18 protein-coding genes and 2 tRNA genes are annotated in these 20,885 nt (G+C 73.5%); 12 read left to right on the plus strand and 8 right to left on the minus strand.

Annotation, left to right across the window (positions count from 1 at the left end):
• Nucleotides 1-81 precede the first annotated feature (81 nt).
• The 4 genes from BIV28_RS02955 to BIV28_RS02970 all read right to left on the minus strand — a co-directional run bounded on the left by BIV28_RS02955 (nt 82) and on the right by BIV28_RS02970 (nt 5,123).
• Nucleotides 82-1,911, minus strand: coding sequence for a dynamin family protein (locus BIV28_RS02955; protein ID WP_076259133.1), 1,830 nt, complete (start codon nt 1,909-1,911; stop codon nt 82-84).
• Nucleotides 1,908-3,617 (minus strand): dynamin family protein, encoded by a 1,710-nt coding sequence (locus tag BIV28_RS02960; protein WP_242652738.1) that lies wholly within the window; start codon nt 3,615-3,617, stop codon nt 1,908-1,910. Before BIV28_RS02960 ends, BIV28_RS02955 begins: the two co-directional genes overlap by 4 nt.
• Before the next feature lie 127 nt (nt 3,618-3,744).
• Nucleotides 3,745-3,817 (minus strand) — tRNA-Arg (locus BIV28_RS02965).
• A 67-nt stretch (nt 3,818-3,884) separates the two neighbouring features.
• Nucleotides 3,885-5,123, minus strand: coding sequence for a PrsW family intramembrane metalloprotease (locus tag BIV28_RS02970; RefSeq protein WP_083706979.1), 1,239 nt, complete (start codon nt 5,121-5,123; stop codon nt 3,885-3,887).
• Between the two features lie 84 nt (nt 5,124-5,207).
• Here BIV28_RS02970 and orn point away from each other — a divergent pair, with 84 nt between their 5' ends.
• Both orn and BIV28_RS02980 read left to right on the plus strand, forming a co-directional pair.
• Nucleotides 5,208-5,831 (plus strand): oligoribonuclease, encoded by a 624-nt coding sequence (gene orn, locus BIV28_RS02975; protein ID WP_083706980.1) that lies wholly within the window; start codon nt 5,208-5,210, stop codon nt 5,829-5,831.
• Nucleotides 5,832-5,954: 123 nt separating this feature from the next.
• Nucleotides 5,955-6,030: transfer RNA gene (locus tag BIV28_RS02980), tRNA-His, on the plus strand.
• 77 nt (nt 6,031-6,107) lie between these two features.
• Here BIV28_RS02980 and BIV28_RS02985 read toward each other — a convergent pair.
• From BIV28_RS02985 to BIV28_RS02995, 3 genes are all read right to left on the minus strand, one after another.
• Nucleotides 6,108-6,554 (minus strand): hypothetical protein, encoded by a 447-nt coding sequence (locus tag BIV28_RS02985; RefSeq protein WP_207555722.1) that lies wholly within the window; start codon nt 6,552-6,554, stop codon nt 6,108-6,110.
• Complete coding sequence (locus BIV28_RS02990) at nt 6,551-8,029, minus strand: right-handed parallel beta-helix repeat-containing protein (protein ID WP_083706981.1); 1,479 nt, start codon at nt 8,027-8,029, stop codon at nt 6,551-6,553. Before BIV28_RS02990 ends, BIV28_RS02985 begins: the two co-directional genes overlap by 4 nt.
• Before the next feature lie 161 nt (nt 8,030-8,190).
• Nucleotides 8,191-8,910: a GntR family transcriptional regulator gene (locus tag BIV28_RS02995; protein WP_076259140.1), complete on the minus strand. Its 720-nt coding sequence runs from the start codon at nt 8,908-8,910 to the stop codon at nt 8,191-8,193.
• Nucleotides 8,911-9,057: 147 nt separating this feature from the next.
• Here BIV28_RS02995 and BIV28_RS03000 point away from each other — a divergent pair, with 147 nt between their 5' ends.
• The 7 genes from BIV28_RS03000 to BIV28_RS03030 all read left to right on the plus strand — a co-directional run bounded on the left by BIV28_RS03000 (nt 9,058) and on the right by BIV28_RS03030 (nt 17,797).
• Entirely contained in the window at nt 9,058-10,413 is a 1,356-nt protein-coding gene (locus tag BIV28_RS03000) for an ABC transporter substrate-binding protein (protein WP_076259142.1), read from the plus strand.
• Nucleotides 10,414-10,415: 2 nt separating this feature from the next.
• On the plus strand, nt 10,416-11,237 hold the full coding sequence (locus tag BIV28_RS03005) for a carbohydrate ABC transporter permease (protein ID WP_207555723.1): 822 nt from the start codon (nt 10,416-10,418) through the stop codon (nt 11,235-11,237).
• Between the two features lie 100 nt (nt 11,238-11,337).
• The gene (locus tag BIV28_RS03010) at nt 11,338-12,150 is read left to right on the plus strand and encodes a carbohydrate ABC transporter permease (protein ID WP_076259143.1); all 813 of its coding nucleotides are present in this window, start codon (nt 11,338-11,340) and stop codon (nt 12,148-12,150) included.
• 68 nt (nt 12,151-12,218) lie between these two features.
• Nucleotides 12,219-12,998 (plus strand): 6-phosphogluconolactonase, encoded by a 780-nt coding sequence (locus tag BIV28_RS03015; protein WP_076259145.1) that lies wholly within the window; start codon nt 12,219-12,221, stop codon nt 12,996-12,998.
• Nucleotides 12,999-13,084: 86 nt separating this feature from the next.
• A complete protein-coding gene (locus BIV28_RS03020; RefSeq protein WP_076259147.1) occupies nt 13,085-14,386 on the plus strand; it encodes a family 4 glycosyl hydrolase in 1,302 nt (433 codons plus the stop codon).
• The gene (locus BIV28_RS03025; RefSeq protein WP_076259148.1) at nt 14,383-15,405 is read left to right on the plus strand and encodes a hypothetical protein; all 1,023 of its coding nucleotides are present in this window, start codon (nt 14,383-14,385) and stop codon (nt 15,403-15,405) included. The genes BIV28_RS03020 and BIV28_RS03025 overlap by 4 nt, the downstream gene beginning before the upstream one ends.
• Nucleotides 15,406-15,433: 28 nt before the next feature.
• Nucleotides 15,434-17,797: a beta-glucosidase gene (locus BIV28_RS03030; protein WP_076259150.1), complete on the plus strand. Its 2,364-nt coding sequence runs from the start codon at nt 15,434-15,436 to the stop codon at nt 17,795-17,797.
• A gap of 6 nt (nt 17,798-17,803) precedes the next feature.
• Here BIV28_RS03030 and BIV28_RS03035 read toward each other — a convergent pair whose 3' ends face one another.
• Nucleotides 17,804-18,679, minus strand: coding sequence for a GNAT family N-acetyltransferase (locus BIV28_RS03035; RefSeq protein WP_076259151.1), 876 nt, complete (start codon nt 18,677-18,679; stop codon nt 17,804-17,806).
• A 138-nt stretch (nt 18,680-18,817) separates the two neighbouring features.
• Between BIV28_RS03035 and BIV28_RS03040 the strand changes: the two genes are divergently transcribed.
• Genes BIV28_RS03040 through BIV28_RS03050 form a run of 3 tightly spaced genes read left to right on the plus strand, consistent with a single transcriptional unit; the run spans nt 18,818 to nt 20,879 of the window.
• Nucleotides 18,818-19,237: a YciI family protein gene (locus BIV28_RS03040; RefSeq protein ID WP_076259153.1), complete on the plus strand. Its 420-nt coding sequence runs from the start codon at nt 18,818-18,820 to the stop codon at nt 19,235-19,237.
• Complete coding sequence (locus BIV28_RS03045) at nt 19,234-19,629, plus strand: YciI family protein (RefSeq protein WP_242652739.1); 396 nt, start codon at nt 19,234-19,236, stop codon at nt 19,627-19,629. The genes BIV28_RS03040 and BIV28_RS03045 overlap by 4 nt, the downstream gene beginning before the upstream one ends.
• Nucleotides 19,626-20,879, plus strand: coding sequence for an RNA polymerase sigma factor (locus BIV28_RS03050; protein ID WP_076259155.1), 1,254 nt, complete (start codon nt 19,626-19,628; stop codon nt 20,877-20,879). Before BIV28_RS03045 ends, BIV28_RS03050 begins: the two co-directional genes overlap by 4 nt.
• Nucleotides 20,880-20,885: the final 6 nt, after the last annotated feature.

Here is a 20,885-nt window from a genome sequence, read left to right on the forward strand (position 1 = left end):
GGGGTGCCCCGGAGCCTGTGGACGGCAGCCCCACGACAGCAGGGGATGTGGACGAGCCGCCCACGGGCGGTCCAGCCCCCGTCAGCGGGTGGCGGCCTCGAGGTGCTCGCGGGTGTCGCGGTGGCGCGCCAGCACCTGGTCGACCGGCACCAGGACGCGGTCGTCGGCGACGGCGCCGACGGCGTCGGTCAGGCGGCCGGCGACGGCCCGTCGCCGGCGCCTGGCCCCGACCTGCGCCCACGCCCGCGAGAGCGCGCCGAGCACGAGCCCGAGCACGACTCCGCCGAGCAGGAGCACGAGCGGCAGCGGCAGCACCCAGAGCGTCGGGACCTCCGGCCGCGGCAGCGCGAGCAGGCCCATGACCCAGAGCACGGCGTACCACAGCAGCCCGCCGAGGGCGGCGAGCCCGAGCACCCACTGGAGGGCGTCGACGACGAACCACCAGGCCCGTCGGCGGTCCTGCAGCGGGGTGTCGACCATGGCGCGGTCGAGCGCGTCGGCCAGCCCCTCCTCGCCCTGCTGGACCGAGTCCTCGACGGCCGTGGCCCAGCGGACGGGAAGGTCGGTGGCGGCCTCGCGGACGAAGCCGCGGGTCGCGAGGTCGACCGCCGAGACGGCGGCCGTGGTGGGCGCCGGGATCGAGGAGCGGCCGAGCGCCGCCCGCACGTCGTCGCCCCCGATCTCCACGGGGATCGGACGCGCGCCGGCACGGTCGAGGCGCAGCCGGCGGATCGGGTCGGGGGTCAGCGCGCGGCCCCACCGGGCGTAGAGCCACGCGGTGTGGCCGAAGGCGCGACGGCGGTGGTCGCGCTCGACGGCGTCGAGGACGATCGGCACGCCGGCGGCGCGGGCGAGCGAGGCGTCGAGGTCGGTGCGCGGGAGGCGGCCGACGTCGGGCTCGTGGTCGGCGACGCCCCGCCGCAGCGAGGTGGCCGCCGCGACGACGTCGGCGCTGAGCCGCTGGCGGGCCGCGGCGTGGCCGGCGACGACGTTGGCGATGCGCTGGGCGAGCTCGGGCACGCCCTGGCCGGTGACGGTCGAGGTGGCGAGCACGGCGGGACGCGTGACGCCGTCGGCCTCGAGCAGCTTGGCGAGGTCGGCGGTGAGGGTGGCCGTGGCGTCCTTCGGGAGGCGGTCGACCTGGTTGAGCACGCCGAGCGTCACGGCGTCGTGGTGCGAGAGGTGGGCGACGAACTCGTCGTGCAGCCGGGCGTCGGCGTACTTCTGCGGGTCGGTGACCCAGACGAAGACGTCCACCAGTCCGAGGACGCGCTCGGCCTCGTCGCGGTGGGCCTGCTCACGCGAGTCGAAGTCGGGCAGGTCGAGCAGCACGAGCCCGTCGAGCGACCCGATCACGCCGGCGACCGCCGGCACGGCGGCCGTGGCGGACGCGTCGGTGCTGTCGCCCGACGCGTCGGCGGCCTCAGCATCATCGGCGGCCTCCGCGGCCTCGGCGGCCTTGGCACCCGGCCGGGTCGACGCGTCAGGAGCCTTGTCCCCCAAGGCTTCCGGTGCGGACGGCTGGTCGGGCGCACCGACGCCGTGGCGTGCCTTGACGCCGAGCCAGTCGAGCAGGCGCGTGGCGTCGGCGTCGCCCCAGACGGCGGCGGTGGGCTTGGAGGTCGTCGGCCGGCGCGCGCCGATCGTGGCGACCTCGGACCCGACGAGGGCGTTGAAGAGCGAGGACTTGCCGCTGCCGGTGGCGCCGGCGAGGGCGACGACGGTGTGGTCGGCACCGATGCCCGAGCGCTCGACGGCGCGGTCGACGACGCGTCGGGCGCGCTCGGACTCGGCGGGGTCGAGCTGCTCGCCGCCGGACAGGATCGCCCGGGACAGCGCGGTGGTGCGGGTGGCGAGCTCGGCGGCGGTGACGCGGGCCCCCTGGGCGCGGCCCATCCGGATGGGGCTCATCGGGCCTCCTGCACGGCCGCGGCCGCCCGGCGCAGCACGGTGGCGTGGTCGGTGTCCGGCTGCACGGTGCTGACGGCTCCTTCGAAACGGGTCTGCTCGGCGGCGTACAGCGCCTCGACGCGCTCGACGAGCTGTTCGCGGGCCTTGCGGGCGAGGTCGCGCACGGCCTGGTCGCCGAAGACGGCCTCGAGCAGCTTCTGCCCGACGACCGCCGTGCCGCCGGCGATGCCGACCTCGGCCCCGGTGATGCCGGCCGTACTGGCGAACGTCACGAGCATGAGGACGACCCCGAGCCCGTTGACGCCGTAGGCCATGATCCGCGCGGTGGTGCGACGGTCGCGGCCCTCGCTGCGCACCATGGTGAGGATGTCGCCCTGCCAGTCGCGCACGAGGCGGGCGATGCGGTCCTCGACGTCGGGACCAGATCGTTTGAGGCCCGGGTGCGTGGCGAGCAGCTGCTCGCCGCCGGGCAGGCCGCGCCAGGCCCGCGTGGCGGTGCGGGCCGCCACCTCGGCGCGGTCGGCGACGAGGGTGGCCACGCCCGACTGGAGCGCCTCGCCGAGCTCGTCGGCCTTGGCCGGGCCGCCCTTGAGGAAGGCCGCGAACCGGTCGCGCACCCGCGAGACCGTCGACTCTACCTGGCGGAAGAACTCGCCGGTGCCGACGAACTCCTGCCAGCGGGCGAGGACCTCGCCGCGCAGGAGGGTGCCGTCGGCGACCGAGTCGCGGACGGCGTCGACGGCCTGCGCGTAGGCGCTCGACGCGGCCCCGGACAGGGTGCGGGCGGCCTCGCGCTGGGCGTCGGTGGCACTGACGACGGTGTCGACGCGCCCCGAAAGGACGTCGAGGGCACCGTCGAGCGTCTGGCGCACGACGGCTGCCCGCGACTGCGCGTCGCCCGCGAGCGCCGCGAGCCAGCCCTTGAGCCGGGCGGTCTGGTGCTCGGGCAGCAGCCCGTCGTGCAGCGGCGACTCGACGATGGTGAAGATCGGTGCGGTGCCGAGGCCCTGCTCGCGCAGCATCGAGGCGAGGTGGGTGCGGATGTCGTCGACGGAGTCGGTGGCGACGCGGTCGAGGACGATCGCCACGGACGCGCCGCGCTCGGACGCCTCGCGCAGCAGCACCCACGGCACGGCGTCGGCGTAGCGCGAGGCCGTCGTGACGAAGATCCAGAGGTCGGCGGCGGCGAGCAGCTGGCCGGCGAGGTCGCGGTTGGCCTCGACGACGCTGTCGACGTCGGGGGCGTCGATGACGGCCAGGCCCGCGGTGACGGCGTCGGTGGGCACGAGCCGCAGCGCGCCGGGACCGTCGGAGGCGTTGTGCCGCCCGGTGATCCGGGCCAGGCCCGGCAGGATGCGCGGCCCGGCGAACCAGCGCTCGTCGTCGGGGTGGTGCACGAGGACGGGCGACCGCGTCGTGGGGCGCAGGATGCCGGGGAGGGTGACCTCGCGACCGACGAGCGAGTTGACGAGCGTCGACTTGCCGGCGCCGGTGGAGCCGCCGACGACCGCGAGCAGCGGCGCGTCGAGCGAGGCCACGCGAGGGATGACGTAGTCGTCGAGCTGGGCCAGGAGGCGGCGGCGGGTCAGCCGCGCGGCGTCGGCGCTCGGCAGCTCGAGCGGGAAGGTGACGTCGTCGATGGCAGCACGCAACGCACCCACCGCCGAGAGAAGGCGGGCGCCACCCACCCCTGACTCACCTGCCACGTCCCAATCCTCCCGTGTCACGCCATCACATCCAAACCGGACGAACGGCGTGTTTCGGACGCGCGTCGCAGTTTTCCGGCTGCGGACCCGTGCCCGCTCGGCCGCGGAGGGGTCCGTACCCTGTCGGCGCCCCCGGCAGGACTCGAACCTGCGACCAAGAGATTAGAAGGCTCTTGCTCTATCCGCTGAGCTACAGGGGCACAGCCCGTTGCGGGCGCCGTCCAATGATAGGCATCCGAGGGGCCGGTCCCGACGCGCGCGCGCCGGTCAGGTGACGGGCGATCCGACGAACGCGCGGCGGTGCGCCGTGATCGCCTCGAGCAGGACGAGCTCGCGGCCCTGGGCGTCGGGCTCGGCGGTGCCGTGCACGAGCCGGGAGCGCAGCAGCGCAAGGTCGCTCGCGCTGTCCTGGAACGCCTCCATCGAGCGCTTCGCCGGCCGGCCACCGGTCTGGCGTGCCCACTGCCGCGCGGCCCGGCGCAGCCGCAGCTGCGAGAGCATCGTGACCTCGGCGTGGGTGAGCCAGCCGGCGTCTGCGTAGGGCGAGAGGTAGCGGCCGATGAGCCGGCCCTCGCGGCGCCGCAGCCAGACGAGGAAGCCGACGAACGCGAGGAAGAGCGGCACCTGGTAGGTGGCGTAGGCCTCGAAGAAGCCCTCCATCCCGGCGAGCGCCGACAGGTTCCACAGTCCGTGCAGCAGCATGGCGCAGAGCCAGCCGCCGACGACGGCGAGGACCCGGACGGCCGGGCGGCGGGCCGACACGGCGATGCCGATGCCGATGCCGGTGAGCGAGGTGAAGAGCGGGTGCCCGAACGGGCCCATCAGCCCGCGCACGAGGAAGGTGGCCGTGAGGCCCTCGCTGCCGTACTCGTTGTAGGCCTGGCCGAGGTAGAGGATGTTCTCGCTGAAGGCGAAGCCGGCGCCGATGAGCCCGGCGTAGACGATGCCGTCGATGATGCCGTCGAACTCGCGGCGCCGGAACAGGTAGATGAGCAGGATGCCGAGGCCCTTGAGGGTCTCCTCGACGACCGGCGCGAGGTACACGGCGCCGGTGGCGAGCGGGTCGGTCCACCGGGCCTCGACGAGGATCTTGAGGCCGAACGTGTTGAGGAAGTAGGCCCCGACGACGGCCACGAGCGCGCCCCAGAGGAACGCGAACACGAGGTAGCGCGTCGGCTCGGCCTCGTAGCGGTCGAGCCACAGGTAGGTCGGCACGATGACGAAGAGCGGGACGATCGCCATGAGCGCCGAGGTGACGATGACCTGCGCCGTGAGCCGCTCGCCGAGGATGCCGAGCAGCACGAGCAGGCACACGAGGAAGACCGAGGCCACGACGCCGATCGTCAGCAGCGAGCGCAGGACCGGACGCCGGGTCGGGTTGCGGGCCCCGCTCCACTGCGTCGCCTCGCTCGAGCCCGGCGCCCTCGAGCCCGGCCCGCTCGAGCCCGGTCCGGTCGAGCCCGGCCCCGGGCCCGCCTGCCCCGTCGTCACGTCCCCTGAGGTCATGGCCGAAGGCTAGTGCAGGGCCCGACGCGGGTGCTGGTGCCGACACCGCCGTGGGCCCGTGCGCCCAGCCTCTATGGTGGTCCGGTGAGCGAGACGAACCACCGCGCCATCGCGGACCGCATCATCTGGGTGGACTGCGAGATGACCGGGCTGTCCCTGCAGTCGGATGCCCTCGTCGAGGTGGCGGCCCTCGTCACGGACTTCGAGCTGAACCAGCTCGGTGGGGGCGTCGACGTCGTGATCCGCCCGCCCGACGAGTCGCTGGCCCAGATGGACGACTTCGTCCGCGACATGCACACGACCTCCGGCCTCATCGACGAGCTCGCGGCCGGCGTCACGATCAAGCAGGCCGAGGACCTCGTCCTCGACTACGTGCGCACCTTCGTACCCGAGCCGCGCAAGGCCCCGCTCGGCGGCAACACCGTGGCCACCGACCGTGGCTTCCTGGCCCGCGACATGCCCGAGCTCGAGCAGTACATGCACTACCGGATCATCGACGTCAGCTCGATCAAGGAGCTGTCCCGGCGCTGGTACCCGCGCGTCTACTTCAACGCCCCGAAGAAGTCGGGCGGGCACCGCGCCCTCGCCGACATCCGCGAGTCCATCGCCGAGCTGCGCTACTACCGCCAGGCGGTGTTCGTCCCGCAGCCCGGGCCCGACAGCGCGACGGCGAAGGCGCTCGCGCAGCCGCACGTCATCGAGCACTGACGCCCGTCGCCGCCTGCTCGCGAGCGGCTGCGAGGGTGGTCACGAGCACCCCTTGGGGCCGTGTACGATTGGCGTCGCTGTCCCACGACGCCGAGCCCTCGGGCCCGGCTCGCGGCATGCATGGTGGGTGTAGCTCAGCTGGTAGAGCACCTGGTTGTGGTCCAGGTGGCCGCGGGTTCAAGTCCCGTCACTCACCCCATGTGCTCCGGCACGGACGAGGGCCCCGCACATCGGTGCGGGGCCCTCGTCGTCTCCCGGAGACGTGGGTCGCGACCGTCAGCGGCCGCACAGCCGTCGCAGGGCCGTGAGGTCGTCGCGGACCATCGCGGCGATGTCGGCGCGGCGCTGCGCCTGCTCGCCCGCGCCCGTCGCCGCGACGGCGACGCGGTAGGCCGCGAGGTCGTCGGCGAGGTTCTGGACACGCTCGCGCACGTCGTCGGACGTCGTCGACCGGGCGATCACCGCGGCTCGTCCGCGGGCCCCGGCCACGGCGTCGGGTGTCGTTCCGGGTGCCGTCACGCCGGCGGCGGCGGTGAGGACGGTGCCCATCGAGGCGCAGTCGCGGACGATCGAGGAGACCGGCGGGGGGCCGCTGCTCGAGGCCGTGCCGGCGTCGCGGGTCGCGCCGTTGGCCACCAGGGCCGTCGTGACGGCGACGCCGAGGGCGAGGACGGCACCGGCCACGGGGTGGCGACGCCGCAGGGGTCGTGCTGTCGGGCTCATGGCGTGCCCCCCGTCGGGGTCGTGGGCTGGTACTCGTAGGCGCCGCGGTCGTCGTAGGTACGGACGCCGATGCCGGTGTCGGCGGTGGCCGGGTCGTCGACGCGGGGGCGTCCGGCGGCGTCGGTCGCGGGCTGGCCCGGTGCGCTCGAGTCCGCCGAGTCGATGGCGGGCGAACCCGCCTGCAGAGTGAGGTCTCCCCCGGCCGGGTTGGTCAGCCGCGGGTCGGCCTGCAGGCCCCGGTCCTCCTGGCCGCTCGCCGCCTGGAAGGCCGACAGGGAGGTGTAGGACGTCGAGCCCCACACCAGCATCGTGCCGGCGGTGCTGAGGTTGACGAGGTCGGAGTCGACGGTCGTGCCCAGCTGCGACGTGGCGTCGACGCGGATGTTGCCGCGCGTCCTCGGGCACTTGAACGTCCCGCCGGCGCCGTCCGGGCACCCGATGGCGTTGTCGACGGCGACGTTGTCGGCGATGGTGAACCCGGTCGGGGTGCCGGAGGCGACGCCCTCGAGGTTGATGCCGGCGGAGACGTTGCCGTACACGGTGTTGCCGACGACGGAGCTGCCGGTGACGCCGAAGTCGTCGATCCCGTGGTCGCCGGTCAGGCACCCGTCCGTGTTGCCGGTCGGCGGATGGCTGCAGTTGCTCTGCACCGTCGAGGTGAAGCCCATGTTGTGGTAGCTGACGTTGTCGACGATCGTGTTGCCGTCACCGCCCGGGTAGGACTGGATGCCCGAGTCCTCGTTGTCGTGGACCCGGTTGCCCTTGACGAGGTTGCCCGGCGCCCGCAGGTCGATGCCGACGGCGTTGCGCACGTAGCCGTAGGCGTTCCACGAGATCTCGTTGCCGACGAGCTGGTTGCCGGTGGAGCCGTTGGTGAGGAAGATGCCCGACGCCGAGTTGTCGGTCACGAGGTTGCCGCTGACGCTCGAGCCGGTCATCGCGTTGAGGTACATCCCGTAGGCCGTGGACCCCGACACGCGCAGCCCGGAGGTGCGCACCGTGTTGCCGGTGAGCGTCACGCCCGTGGCGTTGTAGACGTAGATGCCGTCCCTCGGCGAGCCCTGGATCGTGAAGCCCGACACCGTGATCCAGCTCTGGTTGGAGATGGTGAAGCCGTGCTTGGCCCCGGAGATCGTCACCGAGGCGCCGGGCGCCGGCCGGAAGACGATGGGCGAGCCGGAGGTGCCCGAGTGCCACGGGAAGACCTCGTCGGCGTACGTGCCGCTCGACACGAGCACCGTCTGGCCGGCGACGGCGACCTTGGCGGCCTTCGCGATGGTGCAGTACGGGACGCTCGCGGTGCCGGTGCCCGCGTCGGAGCAGCCCGCGCCGCCGACGTAGAGGGTCGTGACGGCGCCTTCGGCCGGGTCGAGCGGTAGCGCCGCCAGGCCGAGCGCGACGCCGAGGACGCCCGTGGCGAAAGCCACCTTGCCTCTGGCCGATGAGCCGGTGCCGTGAGCGCTTGCAGCTGCCATCGCCGGATCCCCGTTCCCGCGCGTCGTTCGTTCTGGCGCCTCGAGTGTGGTCGCGAGGCCCTCTCGCGACCACGGCCGCGCGGCCGAGGAGGACGTACGTCAGCTGATGTACTCCCCCGCCGCGGAGCGCCGGGGTCGGACGCCGGAGTCGGACGCCGTGGTCAGGCGCCGCGGAAGAGGTCGGCCTCGAAGCGGTAGGCGTCGCCGCGGTAGGTGTTGCGGCCGACGAGCACGGGCGTGCCCGCCGAGGTGTAGGCGACCTCGTCGCCGACGAGGACGGCGGCCCCGACGCGGGTGCCGAGCAGCGCCGCCGTGTCGGCGTCGGCGACGTCGGCCATGAGCGTGTACGCGCTGCGGTGGATCGTGACGCCGCACCGCTCGCGAAGCTGCTCGTAGAGGGAGGCGTCGGTGAGGTCGGCCGTGGCGAGTGCCGCGGCGCGCTGCTCGGGCAGCACGACGACGTCGAAGCAGACCGGTGTGCCGTCCATCCCCCGCAACCGGTCGATCTCGATGACCGGCGACGCCGGGGCGATGTGCAGCTTGCCGGCCTCCTCGAGCGTCGCGGCCCGGACCTGCTGGCGCAGCACCTTCGCGGTGGGCGTCAGGCCCCGGGCGCGGGCCATCTCGGTGAAGGACTGGAGCGTGCTCGGCGGCTCGCCGACGACCTGGCGCGGGACGAACCAGCCGCGCTGGGCCGAGCGCTGGAGGGCGCCGTCGGCCTCGAGGCGCGAGAGGGCCTGGCGGAGCGTCGCCCGGCTGACACCGAGCTCGGCGGCGAGGTCGCGCTCGCCGGGCAGCCGGGCGCCGGCGGCGAACCGGCCGACCGTGAGGTCGTGCCGCAGCTGCTCGTACGCCTGGTCCGGGGCGCGGGAGGTCGTCACGCCGCGAACTGTACCAGTTTCACATCGTGAGCAACCAGATATACCAACTGGTTTTAACTGGACTAACTGGATCATTCGCGTCTACGCTTCCGAGCCATCGCAGCGCCATCTCGACACCAGCGCCATCTCGACACAACGGAGTGAAAGATGATCGTCCACCGAGCACGCGTCGTCCGCACGTTCGCCGTCGCCGCCGCCCTGGGCGCGGCCGTGGCCGGCTGCACACCCGGCACCGGCGGCTCCGGCCCCAGCGCCGCACCGAGCGCCGTCTCGACCGACGTCGCCGCCGCCGGCAAGGTCACCCTCAAGCTCACCGACTTCTGGGGCTCGGCCGAAGGGAAGTGGATCGACCGCGTCGTCGCCGACTTCGAGAAGAAGCACCCCAACGTGACGATCAAGCGCACGTCCGAGGACTGGGGCCAGCTCAACTCGACCCTCAACCTCCAGCTGCAGGACGACGGCGGCCCCGACATCGCGAGCGCCAACAACGGCTGGCAGTCGCTCGGCACCCTGGCCAAGGGCCACCTGGTGCTCAACCTCGACGCCTACGCCAAGGCCTACGGCTGGGACTCGCGCGTGCCCACGACGATCGCCCGGCAGAACAAGTTCACGACCGACGTCGCGACGATGGGCTCCGGGTCGTGGTTCGCCACCCCGATGGCCCGCACCTCGCTCATCGGCCTCTACTACAACGCCGACAAGCTGGACAAGCTCGGGCTGCAGCCGCCGAAGACCCTCGCCGAGCTCGAGGCCGCGGCGGCCCGGGCCAAGGCTGCCGGCGAGGTGCCCTTCGAGTACGGCAGCCTCGACGGGTCGACCTCCGCCCTCCTCGGGGTCCAGGCGGTGCTCGCCGACAAGGGCAAGCTCAACGACTACATCTACGACTCCCCGTCGGTGAAGGCCGGCGACGTCGCGATGACCCAGGCCGTCCAGACGGTCAAGAAGTGGGCCGACGCCGGCTACTACCCGAAGAACTTCGCCGGCATCGACTACCAGACCGCCGTGTCGAAGTTCGTCGGCGGCGAGGGCGTCTTCCGCTGGGAGTACACCGGCTCGCTCGGCCTCGACGCCACCCAGCAGAAGCACTTCGGCTACGTCCAGCTGCCGCAGTCCAGCGGGACCGCCAGCGTCGGCGTCGGTGCGGCGCCCGGGGCGATGGTCGTGTCGGCCAAGTGCGCCCACCCCGACGTCGCCGCCGCCTTCCTCGACTACCTCATGTCGCCGGAGGCCGCCCAGGCCGCGGCCGACCTCGGCCTCGTGCCCGCCCTGTCCGAGGACGTCAGCGTGGCCAAGGACTCGATGAGCCTGAGCGGGGAGTCCGCCGGCGCCGCCGCCCTCGACGGCGACGACGGCTACGTCCCCTACTTCGACTGGTCCAGCCCCACGATGCTCGACACGCTCGGCCAGAACCTCCAGCTCGTCTACGCCGGCAAGATGACGCCCGCCGACTACACCAAGGCGGTCGACGCCGACCGCGACGCCTTCCTCGCGGGCAAGGGCTGAGCGTGCCCTCCGCCCGACCGGTGTCGACCGCACCGCCCGTCCGGCTGCGGCGCCGCTCCCCGCGGCGCCGCACCCGGTGGGTCGGCCTCGGCTTCGCCGCGCTGCCGCTGGCGCTCTACGCCCTCGTCGTCATCGTGCCGCTCGCCCAGTCGGTCCAGTACTCGTTCTTCAGGTGGGACGGCGTCAGCGTCGCGACGTGGGTCGGTCTCGACAACTACGTCGAGTTCCTCACCGACCCCGTGCTCCGCTCGACCTTCAGCCACGTGCTCGTGCTCATCTGCTTCTTCTCGCTGCTGCCGATCGCCCTCGGGCTGCTCTCGGCGGCGATGCTGACCCGCTCCAAGCAGCCGGGGATGGCGGTCTTCCGGTGGATCTTCTTCCTGCCGCAGGTCATGACGAGCGTCGTCATCGCCCTCGTCTTCAAGCGGATCTACGCCCCGGACGGGCCCCTCAACTCCCTGCTCGAGGCCCTGGGCCTCGACGCCCTGACCCGCACCTGGCTCGCCGACTTCACGTGGGCCCTGCCGGCGCTCGGGCTCATCGGCACCTGGGTGACGTTCGGCTTCTGCATGGTCCTGTTCATCTCCGGCACGTCCGCGATCGCGCCGGAGCTCTACGAGGCGGCACGCGTCGACGGCGCCGGACCGGTGCGCGAGTTCTTCGCCGTCACGCTGCCCGGGCTGCGCGGCCAGGTCGCCGTCGCCTTGACGCTGACGATCACCGCCTCGCTGCGCACCTTCGACCTCGTCTGGATCACGACGCACGGCGGCCCCGGCACGTCGACGCTGACCCCTGCGGTCGCCCTCTACAAGGCGGCCTTCTAGAACCCGCAGGTCGGGCTCGCCGCCGCCATCGGCGTCGTCATGGCCGTGCTGTGCCTCGCCATCGCCGTCGTCATCACCCGCATCTCGGAGAGGGACTGACATGGTCGCGAGGTCCGAACGCGTCATCAACTACGTCGTGCTGGTCGTCATGGCCGTCGTCGTGCTCTTCCCCATCGGCTCGTTCGTGCTCGCCGCGCTGAGCCCGGACCGGTCGGGCCGCCCGGTCGGGCTCTCCCAGCTGCAGTGGGGCAACTTCGCGACGGCCTGGCGCGACGCCGACTTCTCGCGGGCCATGACGGTCTCGCTCGTCATCGCCGTGTGCGTCGTCGTCGGCCAGGTGCTGCTCGCCCTCCTCGGCGGCTTCGCCTTCGGCGTGCTCGGCGTCGCGGGCGAGCGGGTCCTCTTCCCGGTGGTCCTGCTCGGCATGATGGTCTCGACCGAGGCGATCATCGTGCCGCTCTACTACCAGTTCCGGATCCTCGGGCTGACGAACACCTTGCCCGGCATCGTCCTGATCAACCTCGGCATGGGCGTCCCCTTCGGCATCTTCTGGATGCGGGCCGCCTTCCGGGCCCTGCCGCCCTCGACGTTCGAGTCGGCCGAGCTCGACGGGGCCAGCCCGCTGCAGATGCTCCGCTTCCTCGCCACCCCGATGGTGCGCCCGGCGATCCACACGCTCGTGCTGCTCAGCTTCATGTGGACGTGGAACGACTACTTCCTCTCGCTCGTGTTCCTCCACGGCGAGAACCAGACCGCGACCGTCGCCCTCGGCGTGTTCCAGGGCAAGTACGTCACGCAGATCAACCTCATGGCCGCCGGCGGCCTCGTCGTGGCGGCGCCCGTGCTGCTGCTCTACGTCGTCTTCCAGCGCAAGTTCATCTCCGGGATGCTCGCAGGGGCGATCAAGGAATGAGCCGGGGTGAGCGAGGAGTGACCACGCGTGAGAACCATCCGTCCGACCGACCCGCCCCAGGGAGAGCCGTGTCCCTTCGTCCCACCGTCCTGCCCGACGCCGAGGCCGTCGCGGAGGTCGTCGCCGCCACCGTCCTCGAGCGCCTCGCCTCCTCCGGCGAGGGAGACTTCCTCCTCGGCTGCCCGGGAGGCCGCACCGCCGAGCCGACCTACCGGGCGCTGGCCCGCAAGGTCGCCGAGGGCGCCGACGTCTCGCGCCTCGTCGTCGTCATGATGGACGAGTACGTCGTGCCCGACGCCGACGGCGTCCCTCGACCCGTCGACCCGGACCTGTCGTACTCGTGCCGGGGCTTCGCCGAGCGGCAGATCCTCGGCCCGCTCGCCGACGCCGCCCGCGCGGCCGGCACCGTGGCGCCGACGCGCGTCTGGGTGCCCGACCCGGCCGACCCGCAGGCCTACGACGAACGCATCGAGGCAGCGGGCGGCATCGACCTGTTCCTCCTCGCCTCCGGAGCGAGCGACGGCCACATCGCCTTCAACCAGCCCGGCACCGACCGCGGCGCCCGGTCGCACGTCACCGAGCTCGGCGAGGCCACCCGCCGCGACAACATGTCGACGTTCCCCGAGCTGACGCGTCTGGACCTCGTGCCCACGCACGGCGTCACGGTCGGCGTCGACACGATCGCCGCGCAGTCGCGCGAGGTCGTCATGATCGTGTGCGGCGACCACAAGCGCGAGGCCTTCGAGCGCATCGTTGCCGCCGAGAGCTACGAGCCCGACTGGCCCGCGACCATCGCCGTCGAGTGCAAGAACCCCGTCCTCGTCGCCGACCGGGCCGCCGCCGGCTAGCCCGGTCCCCACTGCCCAGCCCGTCCAGTCCCGACCCACACGACCCACACCGACCCACACCGAACCAGCGAAGGAAATCCACGCGCATGGCTGCCATCAAGCTCGTCTACATCGGAGGCGGGTCCTCCCGCGGCGCCGGGACCATGGCCTCGTTCCTGGCCCACGGCAAGGAGTTCGACGGCTCCGAGGTCGTCATCCAGGACGTCGACCCCGAGCGTCTCGCCGCCGTCGAGTCGATCGCCACCAGGATCGCCCGTGCCCAGGGCCTCGACATCACCATCACCTCGACGACCGACCGGCGCGCGGCCCTGACCGACGCCGACGCGGTGCTGTCGAGCTTCCGCCCGGGCAACTTCGAGGCTCGCGCCCTCGACGAGCGGATCCCGTTGAAGCACGGGGTGATCGGCCAGGAGACCCAGGGGCCGGGCGGCCTGTTCATGGCCCTGCGCTCGATCCACATCTACGAGGACATCATCCGCGACCTCGACGCGTTGGCGCCGAACGCCGTGATCTTCAACTACACCAACCCGGTCAACATCGTGTCGCAGGCGGTGACGCGCTTCACGGACCGGACCATGTGGTCGATGTGCGAGGGCCCGATCACGTTCCCGCACGCGGTGCTGCGCGCCGCCGGGCTCGACGTCGAGAAGGCGCACGTCGTCATGGCCGGCGTCAACCACAACTGCTGGTCCTTCGAGCACACCTACGAGGGCCAGGACCTCATGTTGCTGCTCGACGCCGCGTGGGAGGCCCGCAAGGACGACCCGACGTTCACCGGGCACGACCGACGGATGCTGCAGCTGGCCACGACGATGCGATCGGTGCCGAGCGACTACTTCCAGTACTACTACTTCCGCGACGAGCTGCTCCGCGAGCTGCAGGGAGCGCGGACCACGCGCGCCGAGGACCTCCTCGCGGCGCTGCCGGGCTACTGGGAGCACTACGAGGAGCAGTCCCGGGCCGAGGTGCCCGAGCTCGACCCGAACCGCTCGCGCGGAGGCATCCACGAGCTCGAGCTGGCCATCGACGTCATGAGCGCCTACTACAACGACACCGGCGCCCGCCTGCCGGTCAACCTGCCGAACGTCGGGGGCGCACTGCCGGGCTTCGACGAGGACGTCGTCGTCGAGATGTGGTGCACCGTCGACGCGTCGGGCGTGAAGCCGCTGCCGCAGAAGCCGCTGCCGCACGCGGTGCGCGGCCTCGTCCAGCAGCTGGCCGAGTACCAGTACCTGGCGGCCGAGGCGGCCTGGCGGGGCACGCGCGCCGACGGCATCCGGGCGATGGCCGCCAACCCGATGGTGCCCTCGCTACGCGTCGCCGAGGAGCTCTACGACGAGATGGCGCACGCCCACCGCGCCTACCTGCCCGAGCGCCTGCTCCGGTGACGCGCTCCCCCGACGGCGCCGGCCACGCCTACCTCGCCGTCGACGCCGGCAACTCCAAGACGGTCGCCCTCGTCGTCGACGGCGAGGGCGCCGTCCTCGGCCGCGGACGCGGCGGCTGCGGCGACATCTACGGCGCGAGCAGCGCCGACGCCGCCCTGTCGGCGGTGTTCGGCGCCGTCGACGTGGCCCTGCGGACGGCGGGCCTGGCGCCCGGCCACGTCACGGGCGCGGCCTTCCGGCTCGCCGGTGTCGACTTCCCGGAGGACATGCGGTTCTGGGACGGGCACATCGCCCGGCGCCTCGAGGGCATCGGGGCGTGGACGACGAAGAACGACGGTTTCGCCTCGCTGCGCCTCGTCGACGGCTCGGGCGTCGCGGCCTCGATCACCGTCGGCACCGGGCCGGCCGTCGCGGCCCGCTCGGCCGACGGCCGCGAGGAGTGCTCGGGCATGTTCGTCTTCGACCACCTGGGCGGCTCCGGCCTGGGCCACCACGGGCTGGCAGCCGTCTGCCGCGCGTGGATGGGGATCGGGCCGGCCACCTCCCTGACCGCGTCCTACCTCGAGCTCTACGAGGTCCCCGACGCGTGGGCGCTGCGCCACGCCTTCGCGCGGCGGGAGGGAGCCCGGCCCGGCAGCGACCTGTGGCGGGCCTCGCGCGTCGTCCTCGCGGCAGCCGAGGGCGGGGACGCCGTCGCCCGCAGGCTCGTCGCCGACCAGGCGGCGGCCTTCGTGCGGTACGCGCAGTGGTGCGCCCGACGCGTCGGCGTCGACCTCGCGTCGGGGAGCCTGCCGGTGCTGCTCAACGGCTCGGTCGTCACCTCCGAGTACCCGGCGATGCGGGACGCCCTCCGCGACCGGCTCGCGCTCGAGGCGCCCGCCGCGCCGGTCGTCGTGTCGTCGGCCTCACCGCTCATCGGCGTCGTCCTCGACGCGCTCGCCGAGGGCGGCGTCGAGGTCGGGCCCGAGCTGCTCGCGACCGTCCGCGACGACCACCCCGACGACTTCCTCGTCACCTGACCCCCTCCCCCGGCCCCGAAGGATGCCCATGACCCCGCCCCCGTTCGACGTCGACGCCGTCCTCGCGGCCCTGACGCTCGAGGAGAAGGCCTCGCTGCTGTCCGGTCGCGACGACTGGTACACCGAGCCGCTCGACCGGCCGGCCGAGGGCGTCCGCGTGCCCTCGATCGAGGTCGGCGACGGGCCGCACGGCCTGCGCAAGGAGACCGGCGTCGACATGGTGTGGGTGCCGGCGACGTGCTTCCCCACCGCGTCGGCGCTCGGCGCGACGTGGGACCGCGACCTCGTGCGACGCGTCGGGGAGGCGATCGGGCGCGAGGCCCGGGCCGAGGGCGTGCAGGTCGTGCTCGGACCCGGCGTCAACATGAAGCGCTCGCCGCTCTGCGGCCGCAACTTCGAGTACTTCTCCGAGGACCCGCTCCTGTCTGGCGAGCTCGGGGCGGCCTACGTGACGGGCGTGCAGTCGGTGGGCGTCGGCACCTCGCTCAAGCACTTCGCGGCGAACAACCAGGAGATCGAGCGCACCCGCATCTCGGTCGAGGCCGACGAGCGCACGCTGCGCGAGACCTACCTCGCGGCGTTCGAGCGCGTCGTCACCACGGCCGACCCGTGGACGGTCATGTGCTCGTACAACCGCCTCGCCGGCGTCCACGCCTCCGAGAACCGCTGGCTGCTCACCGACGTGCTCCGGCACGACTGGGGCTACGACGGGCTCGTCGTGTCCGACTGGAACGCCGTGCACCACCGGGTGCGCGCCGTGCAGGCCGGTCTCGACCTCGAGATGCCCGGTACCGGCGGGCGCACCGACGCCGAGGTGGTGGCCGCGGTGCGGTCCGGCGAGCTCGACGAGTCGGTCGTCGACGCCGCGGCGCGGCGCGTCCTCGCCCTCGTCGCCCGGGCGTACCCGGGCGAGGACCTCGTCGAGGGGCCGGTCATGCGGCTCGGCGTCGCGCCCGGCGACCGGCTGACCGACGAGCAGCTGGCCCTGCTCGACGCGGACCACCACCACGCGCTCGCGCGCGAGGCGGCCGCCTCGGCGATCACGCTGCTGCGCAACGAGACCCGGCCGGGCGACACCAGAGGTGTCCTGCCCCTCGACCCCGAGGGCACCGGGCGCGTCGTCGTCGTGGGGGCCTTCGCCGAGCACGCCCGCATCCAGGGTGGCGGGTCCTCGGGCGTCGACCCGACCCGCGTCGACCACCCCCTCGACGTGCTGCGCGACGAGCTCGGCGGCGACCGCGTCGGGTACGCGCCCGGCTACGTCCACACGCCCCTCAACGCCTACCAGGACGACATCCGGGCCTGGCTCGAGGCGCACGACGCCCCCTTTGTCGACGACGGCACCGGGCCGGCGCGACGCTCGGCCGCCCTCGCCGAGGCGCTGCGCCTCGCCGCGGCCGCCGAGCGCGTGGCCGCGGGGCCCCTGTCCCCCACCGCGACCCGCCTCGTCGACGAGGCCGTCGAGGCCGCCACCGACGCCGGGACGATCCTCGTCTTCGCCGGGCTGCCGCTCGCCTTCGAGCAGGAGGCCGACGACCGCACGACGCTGTCGCTGCCCGCCGACCAGGTCGCCCTCATCGGCCGGCTCGCCGACCTGCGTGAGCGCACCGGGGCCGCGCTCGTCGTCGTGCTGTCCAACGGCGCCGCCGTCACGATGGACCCGTGGCACGACCGCGTCGACGCCGTCGTCGAGGCGTGGCTGCCGGGCCAGGCGGGTGCCCTCGCGCTCGTCGACGTGCTGCTCGGCCGCGTCGACCCGTCGGGTCGGCTGTCCGAGACCTTCCCGCTCGCCCTCGAGGACACCCCCAGCCACCTGACGTGGACCGGCGAGCGCGGCACCGTGCTCTACGGCGAGGGCGTCTTCGTCGGCTACCGCTGGTACGACGCGCTGCGCCGCGAGGTCCGCCACCCCTTCGGGCACGGCCTGTCGTACACGACGTTCGGCTACTCCGACCTCGCCGTCACCGTGACCGACGTCTCCGCCGGACGCGTCACCGTGTCGTGCCGCGTCACCAACACCGGTGAGCGCGCCGGCCGCGAGGTGGTGCAGCTCTACGTCGGCGACCCCGACGCCGCGGTCCGACGGCCCGAGCGCGAGCTGCGCGGCTTCGAGAAGGTGGGCCTCGAGCCCGGCCAGGACACCGTGGTGTCGTTCGAGCTCGTCGGCCGCGACTTCGCCTGGTGGGACACCGAGGTCGAGCGCGCCGACCGCCGGACCGGGGCGTGGCGGCGCGAGGGCGGGACCTTCGTCGTCGAGGTCGGCTCCTCGAGCCGCGACATCCGGCTCCGCGCGAGCCTCGAGCTGCCCGACGACCCCGACCTGCCGGCGCTCGCGCCCGACGCCGCCCTCGACGACACCCGGACCTCCCGGTTCACCGACGGCTACCGCTGAGCGTCCTCAGGCCGGGCGGCGCAGGTCGCGGGAGTCGCCTGCCCGGGTGAACCCGGCCCGCACGTAGGTGGCGACGCCGCCGACGTTGGCGCTCGGTGTGCACACGGTGATGCTCGAGCTGCCGAGGCCCTGCAGCACCGACGCCGCGGCGACGGTGACGGCGGTGCCGTGCCCGCGGCCCCGGTGGTCGCGGTGCACGCCGAGCGGCTCGATGAGGCCGGGGCGACCGGGCCCGGCCGACCACACGGTCGCGGCCGCCACGGCGACGTCGTCGGCGTCGTGGACCACGATGCAGCGGGCGTAGGCGTAGGCGGGGCCGGAGGCCATGGCCTGCCAGCGCTCGGTGGTGAACGTGGAGCGCTCGAAGGCCGCCCGGTGCACCGCGACGCGCGTCGCCACGGCGTCGGCGTCGTCCGGGTCGACGATCTCGACCCGGAGCCCGCAGTCCTCGAGGGGACGGGCGAGGCTGCGCACCAAGGGCGCCCACGGCTCGTCGAGCACCCAGCCATCGCCGAGCAGGCGGTCCCGGAAGGCACCACCGAACCGGCACTCGACGGCGACCGAGCCCGCGGGCAGCACGCCGCGCCCCGGCGTCGAGACGTCCTCGACGAGCCGTGCCGCGAGCTCGGCGTCGTCCCACAGCGTCGGGGACGCGGCCAGCCGGATCAGTGTCGGGTCGTCGAGCAGGCCCACGGCGACCACCTCGCCGTCGCGGCTCCACGTGCGCACCGCCGCGGCCATCGTCTCGGCCCCGAAGCCCTGGTTCCAGCCGAGGTCGCCCGGGTGCAGCTGGACCGGTCCCCCGTCGTGCTGCCACGAGGCCAGCGCCCCCAGCACGGCGTGCAGGTCGTCCGGCCCCGGCGTCGTCAGCTCGATCGTCACCCGATGATCCAACACCGATCGAGCGCGTCCGCTCGCATCTTTTTCCGCGAGGGTGTCGTATCGGGAGCGAGACGTTCGTGGACAGGGTGAACGGCGACCCACCCGGGGGACGCCGGCCGACGACACAGGAGACGACCCATGACGCAGTACCTCATCACCTTCAACGACGAGTGGGTGCAGGAGCACACCGACGACCAGCTGCGCGACAAGGCGGCCGCCGCCCGCGCCGTCATCGAGGAGATGCAGGCCCAGGACGTGCTGATCTACACCCACGGCGGGCTCGACCGGTCCACGGCGGTGTGCAGCGTCGTCGCCGCCGACGGGCAGCCGGTCTTCACCGACGGCCCGTACGTGGAGACCAAGGAGCACCTCGGCGGCTTCTGCGCCATCGAGGTGACCGACGACGACGCAGCCCGCTACTGGGCCGGCCGGCTCGCCACCGCGCTCGACTGGCCGCAGGAGGTGCACCGGTTCCGTGGGACCGGCCACGAGCGCCGGCCCCGGGCCGACCGTACCGACAGCGCCGACCCGGCCGCTCTGTCCTCCGACGGGGCGTGACCGCGGTGCCGCGCTACCTGCTGTCCGTCTTCGGCCCCGCCGAGCCCACCGACTTCGGCTCCTACCCCTCGCGCGAGGCGATGCTCGAGGCGTTCGCCGACACCGCCGCCTTCAACGACCGGCTCCAGCGCGACGGCCACTTCGTCTTCGCCGACGGGCTCGAGCCCGCCACGACCGCCACGACCGTCGACGGCCAGGGCGAGCGCCCGGCCTTCACCGACGGGCCCTACCTCGAGACGAAGGAGCACCTCGGCGGCTTCTGGGTCATCGAGGCCGCCGACCTCGACGTCGCCCTCGCCCTGGCGGCCGAGGGGTCCAGGGCCTGCCGGGGCGTCGTCGAGGTGCGCCCGTTCCGCACCGCGGAGTCGGTCGAGGCGCTCGTCGAGCCGTGACGCAGCCCACCGCCGACGCCGTCGCGCAGGCCATCACCCGGGTCCACCACGAGGAGTGGGCCCGGGTCGTGGCCGGGCTCGCGCGACGCTTCGGCGACCTCGACGTCGCCGAGGACGCGGCGGCCGAGGCGTTCGCGTCGGCCGCCGAGCGGTGGCCCCGCGACGGCGTCCCACCCAACCCGGGCGGCTGGCTCACCACCACCGCCACGCGCAAGGCGATCGACCGGCTGCGCCGCGAGTCCACGCGCGACGCCAGGCACCAGGCGGCCCTCATGCTCCACGACGACTCCCCCGCGCCGCCCACCGGCCCGGTGCAGGACGACCGACTCCGGCTCGTCTTCACGTGCTGCCACCCCGCGCTCGCCCTCGAGGCCCGGGTGGCTTTGACGCTGCGTCTGCTCGGTGGCCTCACCGTGGCCGAGATCGCCCGCGCGTTCTTCGTGCAGGAGACGGCGATGGCGCGCCGGATCACCCGCGCCAAGGCGAAGATCGCCGCGGCGCACATCCCCTACCGCGTGCCCTCGGAGGGCGACATCCAGGAGCGGCTCGCCGGCGTGCTCGCAGTGGTGTTCCTCGTCTTCAACGAGGGCTACCTCGCCGGCGAGGGCGAGGACCCGCTGCGGGTCGACCTCACCGACGAGGCCATCCGCCTCGGGCGCCTCCTGCGGGCCCTGCTGCCCGACGACGGCGAGGTAGCCGGGCTGCTCGCGCTCATGCTGCTCATCGACGCACGTCGGGTCGCCCGCGTGTCGCGCACCGGCGAGCTGGTGACCCTCGACGAGCAGGACCGCGGCGCCTGGGACCGCGACCTCGTCGCGGAGGGCACCACCCTGCTGCGCGAGCGGATCGACGCGGTGGCCGCCGGCGGCCCGCCGCCGGGGCGCTACCAGCTGCTCGCCGCGATCAACGCCGTGCACACCACCGCCCCGAGCGCCCGCGACACCGACTGGTCGCAGGTCGTCGCCCTGTACGGGCGGCTGGCCCGGATCGACCCGTCGCCGGTCGTCCGCCTCAACCGGGCCGTGGCGCTGGCCGAGGTCGACGGCCCCGCGGTCGGCCTCGCCGAGGTCGACCGGCTCGCCGGCGAGCTCGACGGCTACCACGCGTTCCACGCCGCCCGGGCCGACCTGCTGCGACGCCTCGGTCGCAGCAGCGACTCACGCCTCGCCTACGACCGGGCCATCGGGCTCACCGGCAACCCGGGCGAGCAGGCGTACCTGACGCGTCGGCGCGACCAGCTCGGGGGCTGAGCGCGC

The sequence above is a fragment of the Intrasporangium flavum genome (assembly GCF_001956915.1).
GTDB classification, from domain to species: domain Bacteria; phylum Actinomycetota; class Actinomycetes; order Actinomycetales; family Dermatophilaceae; genus Monashia; species Monashia flava.

What these genes read in the sequence shown, in the direction of transcription:
- BIV28_RS02955 (WP_076259133.1), bottom strand. Translation starts at nt 1,911, where the DNA reads ATGAGCCCCATCCGGATGGGCCGCGCCCAGGGGGCCCGCGTCACCGCC.
- BIV28_RS02970 (WP_083706979.1), bottom strand. Translation starts at nt 5,123, where the DNA reads ATGACCTCAGGGGACGTGACGACGGGGCAGGCGGGCCCGGGGCCGGGC.
- BIV28_RS02985 (WP_207555722.1), bottom strand. Translation starts at nt 6,554, where the DNA reads ATGAGCCCGACAGCACGACCCCTGCGGCGTCGCCACCCCGTGGCCGGT.
- BIV28_RS02990 (WP_083706981.1), bottom strand. Translation starts at nt 8,029, where the DNA reads ATGGCAGCTGCAAGCGCTCACGGCACCGGCTCATCGGCCAGAGGCAAG.
- BIV28_RS03000 (WP_076259142.1), top strand. Translation starts at nt 9,058, where the DNA reads ATGATCGTCCACCGAGCACGCGTCGTCCGCACGTTCGCCGTCGCCGCC.
- BIV28_RS03010 (WP_076259143.1), top strand. Translation starts at nt 11,338, where the DNA reads ATGGTCGCGAGGTCCGAACGCGTCATCAACTACGTCGTGCTGGTCGTC.
- BIV28_RS03020 (WP_076259147.1), top strand. Translation starts at nt 13,085, where the DNA reads ATGGCTGCCATCAAGCTCGTCTACATCGGAGGCGGGTCCTCCCGCGGC.
- BIV28_RS03030 (WP_076259150.1), top strand. Translation starts at nt 15,434, where the DNA reads ATGACCCCGCCCCCGTTCGACGTCGACGCCGTCCTCGCGGCCCTGACG.
- BIV28_RS03040 (WP_076259153.1), top strand. Translation starts at nt 18,818, where the DNA reads ATGACGCAGTACCTCATCACCTTCAACGACGAGTGGGTGCAGGAGCAC.